The sequence below is a fragment of the Sphingomonas bacterium genome, assembly GCF_903644055.1.
Lineage (GTDB): Bacteria > Pseudomonadota > Alphaproteobacteria > Sphingomonadales > Sphingomonadaceae > Sphingomonas_I.
In genome coordinates, this window is record NZ_CAHJXD010000280.1 from 1 (window position 1) to 4,697 (window position 4,697).

Here is a 4,697-nt window from a genome sequence, read left to right on the forward strand (position 1 = left end):
TGCTCGGCGGCGCGGTGGCGAGCGGCGCGCTGGCGCTGCCCCTCCTCAAGCTGATGTTCGATCGCCCGCGCCCCGATTTCCTCTGGCATCTCGTCACCGAGAAGGACTGGAGCTTTCCGAGCGGACACGCGATGGGATCGATGATTCTCTATCCCCTGCTCGGCGCGATCGCCGGATCGACGCGCGGGCGGGCGCGATCGTGCTGGCTGGCGGGGCTGGGAATGCTCGTCGCGCTGACGATCGGGGCGAGCCGCGTGGTGCTCGGCGTACATTGGATCAGCGACGTGATCGGCGGCTGGCTGATCGGCCTGGCGTGGCTCTGCGCGGTCGGCGCGATCGCCCGGCCTCAGCGATCGAAGGCGCGGGACAGCGACAGGCTGCGGGGCAGGGCGGTGTAGCCGGCCAGCCCAAGCGCGCTGGCGGTTCTCCCCGCTTTGCGGCTAAGGGGTGAACGGGATTCGCGCGCTCGGGACGAAATTTTGGACGATTCCTTCATCACCGGACTGCCCAAGGCCGAGCTGCACCTCCATATCGAGGGCAGCCTTGAGCCCGAACAGATGTTCGCCTTCGCGCGCCGCAACCGGATATCGATCCCCTTCGATTCGGTGGAGGCGATTCGCGCCGCCTATAGTTTCGGCAATTTGCAGGACTTCCTCGACATCTATTATCAGGGTGCCGACGTGCTGCGCACCGAACGGGATTTCCACGATCTCGCGCTCGCTTATTTCCGCCGGGTGCACGCCGACGGCGTCACCCACGCCGAAATCTTCTTCGATCCGCAGACGCATACCGCGCGCGGCATTCCGTTTCAGGTCGCCGCCGACGGGCTGTGCGCGGGGATGGCGGCGGCGCAGGCGCAGCTCGGCATCACCTCCAAGCTGATCCTCTGCTTTCTGCGCCATCTCGACGAGGGCGACGCCTTCGAGACGCTGGCGATGGCCGAGCCATGGTTCGATCAGATCGCCGCCGTCGGGCTCGATTCCTCCGAGCTCGGGCATCCGCCGAGCAAATTCTCGCGCGTCTTCGCCGCCGCCGCTTCCGCGGGGCTCAAGCGCGTCGCGCATGCCGGCGAGGAGGGGCCGCCCGAATATGTCCGCGAGGCGCTCGACGTGCTCGGCATCGATCGGCTCGATCACGGCAACCGCGCGATGGAGGACGAAGGCCTGATCACCCGGCTGGTGCGGCAGGGCACGACGCTGACCGTCTGCCCGCTCTCCAACCATAAATTGTGCGTCGTCGACGATCTCGCCGATCACCCGATCGCGGCGATGCTGAAGCGCGGGATGCGCGCGACGATCAATTCGGACGATCCGGCCTATTTCGGGGGCTATCTCGCCGATAATTATCGCGCTGTGGCGCCGCTGCTCGATCGCGGCGCGATGATCACGCTGGCGCGCAACAGCTTCCTCGGCTCCTTCCTCTCGGACGCCGAGGTTAATGCGCAACTGGCGAGGATCGATGCCTTCGTCGCGGCGGACGCCACGGCATGAGCCAGCCCGATCTCGTCCCCATATCCTACGAACAGTTCGTCGCCGACGTGCAGGCGATCGCGGCGGCGGTGCAGGCGAGCGGCTGGCGGCCCGATCATATCGTCGGCATCGGGCGCGGCGGGCTCGTGCCCGGAGCCTATCTCTCGCACCGCACGGGGATTTCGCTGCTGTCCGTCGATCACAGCTCGGGCGTGCCGGGCTTTTCCGACGAGCTGCTCGCCAAGATCGCGGCGCAGACGCGCGGCGGCACGCGCATCCTGCTGATCGACGATATCAACGATTCGGGGAAGACGATCGAGACGCTGCGCGGCGCGATCCTGGGCGCGGGCGGTGCCGATCGGAACCTGCGCGTCGCGGTGCTGATCGACAACAGCCGCTCGCCCGCCAAGGTCGAGTATCGCGCGCGGACGATCGATCGCGCGATCGACAAGAGCTGGTTCGTCTTCCCCTGGGAAGCGATGGCGCCGCGCGAGACGCTGATCGAGGAAGCCGAGCAGGTGCCCGAGCGGCTGGGGCTCGCATAGCCGTAACGATTGGACCCGGCTTGGCGGTGCCTCGTTACCCTCCCTGTACCGTTTCAAAGGACAGGATGATGAACAAGCATAATCTCGCAATCGCGATCGGTGGCCTGCTGCTTTCGGCCGGGGCATCGGCGCAGACCGCAGGCGCAGGCGCTTCGGTCGGCGCGTCCGGCGGCACCGTCGGTGCGACCGGCGGCGCGGGCGCCACCTCCACCAGCGGCCAGACGCCGATGTCGGGCAATTCCGGCATGACGGGCTCGACCGCCGGATCGTCGATGGGCACCGGCACGATGGGCAGCGGATCGGCTAGCACGCGATCGGGCACCGGGATCGGCGCGACGGGATCGATCGCGGGGTCGACCGGCTCCAGCACGGGCACCAGCGCGATGACGCTTTCTTCTCCGGGCTCAACCGGGGGGAGCACCGGCCTGAGCGCGGGCGCGGTTACCCCCGGCAGCCGCACGACGACCGGCGGCACGGCCGGCGGCACAACGACCACCAGCACCGGGCGAACCGGTACGACGGGATCGACCGGCGCGACAACCTCGCCTACGGGCACGTCGCCGCGATAACCAAGGCCGTAGCACTATGCTCCGGCGCTCCTGTTCAAGCTGAGGTGTCACCCCGGCCTTGAGCCGGGGTCCACCTTCTTCTTCGACGTCGGCAGGCAGCGGGACCCTGGCTCAAGGCCGGGATGACGAAGTCCAACGTGAGTACCCTACGGGCGAAGTTCGGGCGTGGCGGCGATCAGCGCGGTGGTGTGCGGATGACGGGGGTTGCCGAGCAGGCGCCCGGTCTCGCCCTGCTCGACGATGCGCCCCGCTTCCATCACCAGCAGCCGATCAGCGAAGCCGCGCAGCATCGCGAGATCGTGCGTCGCGATCAGGAAGGCGATGCCTTGCTCCCGTGACAGCCGCTCGATCAGCGCGAAGATGCCCGCGCGGCTGATCGGATCGAGCGCCGAGGTCGCCTCGTCGAGCACGACCAGCGCGGGCTCCAGCACGATCGCGCGCGCGATCGCGACGCGCTGGCGCTCGCCGCCCGAAAGCTGATGGGGGTAGCGTTCGGCGAGGGCGGCGGAGAGGCCGACGCGTTCGAGCGCGCGATCGACGCGCCCGGCGCGCGCCTCGTCGCGATCGAGCAAGGCCAGCGGCTCGGTGACGATAGCGTGGACCCGGAAGCGCGGATCGAAGCTGGCGCGCGGATGCTGGAAGACGCCCTGCACCCGCCGCCGCCGCCGGCGGAGCACGCGGCCCTTGGCAAAAGTCAGCGACGCATCGCCGATGCGCACCTCGCCCGCCTGCGGCCGCGCCAGCGCGAGGATCAGCCGGATCAGGCTCGACTTGCCCGATCCGCTCGCGCCGACCAGCCCGACGATCTCGCCCCGCGCGATCGCGAAGCCGACGTCGGCGACCGCGAGCATCGGCGCATCGGCGTGAAAGCGGCGCCGTCTCGCGGGATAGGCGAAGCTCAGATGTTCGACCTCGAGCAGCGGCTCCCGCTCCTCCGTTTTCCCGGCGGCGGGAACGGTGTCGCGCGCGGCGGCCGCGCTCACGAGATCGCGCGCATAGCCGGTCGCGGGATCGGCCAGCAGCGCGGCGGTCGGCCCCGTCTCGATGATCCGTCCGTCGCGCATCACCGCGATGCTATCGGCGATTCCCGCGACCAGCGCGAGATCGTGGCTGATCAGCAGCAGCGCCATGCCGTCCTCGGCGACCAGCCCACGGAGCAGCGCGAGGATGTTCGCCTGCGTGACGGCATCGAGCGCGGTCGCCGGCTCGTCGGCGATCAGCAGCCTCGGGCGGTTGGCGATCGCGATGGCGATGCCGACACGCTGGCGCTGCCCGCCCGAAAGCTGGTGCGGATAGCGCGACGGCGGCGCCTCGGCGGGATCGAGCCCGCAGCGCGCCAGCGTCTCGGCGGCGCGGTCGCGCGCCTCCCGCCGGGAACAGCGGCGGTGGACGCGGATCGCTTCGGCGACCTGCGCGCCGATCGTCCACAGCGGATCGAGCGCCGCGGCGGGATCCTGGAAGATCAGCCCGATCTCAGCGCCCCGCAGCGCGTCCCGCCCGCGTTCGCCGAGCGCATCGAGCGCGCGGCCGTCGAAGCGGATCGTGCCTTCGCGCACGGCACCTTCGGGCAGCAGGTCTACGGCGGCGAGCGCCAGCGTCGATTTGCCCGATCCGCTCGCGCCGACGATGCCGAGGATCTCGCCCGCTGCCAGCGTCAGCGCGACGCCGTCGAGCGCGCAATGGTCCCCGAAGGCGACGCCGAGACCGGCGATCTCGAGCAGGCTCATGCCCCGCCGCCGCCGACGTCCAGCCGATCGCGCAGCCCATCGCCCACCAGGGTGAAGCCCAGCACCGCGAGCAGGATCGCCAGCCCCGGCAGGATCGCGAGGCGCGGCGCGATGCCGAGCAGCGTCTGGCCCTCCTCCAGCATCCGTCCCCAGCTCGGCGCGGGCGGCTGCACGCCGAGCCCGACATAGGACAGCCCCGCCTCGGCGATCAGCGCCAGCGAAAGCTGGATCGTCGCCTGCACGGCGATCAGCCCGAGGATGTTGGGCAGGATGTGCGCGGCCGAGATCGCGATCCGTCCCCGCCCCGCGAGCCGCGCCGCCGCGACGAAATCGCGGCGCCACAGCCCGGCGGCGGCCCCCCGCGTGACGCGCGCGAACACCGGAACG

6 protein-coding genes are annotated in these 4,697 nt (G+C 70.3%); 3 read left to right on the top strand and 3 right to left on the bottom strand.

Translation table 11 applies throughout. From position 1 onward, the window contains the following. The 3 genes from HUU94_RS12000 to HUU94_RS12010 form a co-directional block, all read left to right on the top strand. On the top strand, window positions 1–398 hold a 398-nt coding region (locus HUU94_RS12000; RefSeq protein ID WP_174275302.1), incomplete at its 5' end, for a phosphatase PAP2 family protein. 78 nt (window positions 399–476) lie between these two features. Next, window positions 477–1,490 carry an adenosine deaminase gene (locus tag HUU94_RS12005; protein ID WP_174275307.1) on the top strand — a complete coding sequence of 338 codons (1,014 nt, stop codon included), beginning with the start codon at window positions 477–479 and terminating at the stop codon, window positions 1,488–1,490. Continuing rightward, window positions 1,487–2,014: a phosphoribosyltransferase gene (locus HUU94_RS12010; RefSeq protein ID WP_174275303.1), complete on the top strand. Its 528-nt coding sequence runs from the start codon at window positions 1,487–1,489 to the stop codon at window positions 2,012–2,014. Before HUU94_RS12005 ends, HUU94_RS12010 begins: the two co-directional genes overlap by 4 nt. A gap of 34 nt (window positions 2,015–2,048) precedes the next feature. On the opposite strand, the gene HUU94_RS12015 is transcribed toward HUU94_RS12010, so the two are convergent. The 3 genes from HUU94_RS12015 to HUU94_RS12025 all read right to left on the bottom strand — a co-directional run. After that, on the bottom strand, window positions 2,049–2,570 hold the full coding sequence (locus HUU94_RS12015; RefSeq protein WP_174275304.1) for a hypothetical protein: 522 nt from the start codon (window positions 2,568–2,570) through the stop codon (window positions 2,049–2,051). 159 nt (window positions 2,571–2,729) lie between these two features. Beyond that, the gene (gene nikE / locus HUU94_RS12020; RefSeq protein ID WP_174275305.1) at window positions 2,730–4,310 is read right to left on the bottom strand and encodes a nickel ABC transporter ATP-binding protein NikE; all 1,581 of its coding nucleotides are present in this window, start codon (window positions 4,308–4,310) and stop codon (window positions 2,730–2,732) included. Then, a partial coding sequence (locus tag HUU94_RS12025; RefSeq protein WP_174275306.1) for an ABC transporter permease occupies window positions 4,307–4,697 on the bottom strand: 391 nt, incomplete at its 5' end. The genes nikE and HUU94_RS12025, both read right to left, overlap by 4 nt.

Coding starts and splice junctions, on each gene's coding strand:
- HUU94_RS12010 (WP_174275303.1), top strand. CDS start 1,487: ATGAGCCAGCCCGATCTCGTCCCCATATCCTACGAACAGTTCGTCGCC.
- nikE (WP_174275305.1), bottom strand. CDS start 4,310: ATGAGCCTGCTCGAGATCGCCGGTCTCGGCGTCGCCTTCGGGGACCAT.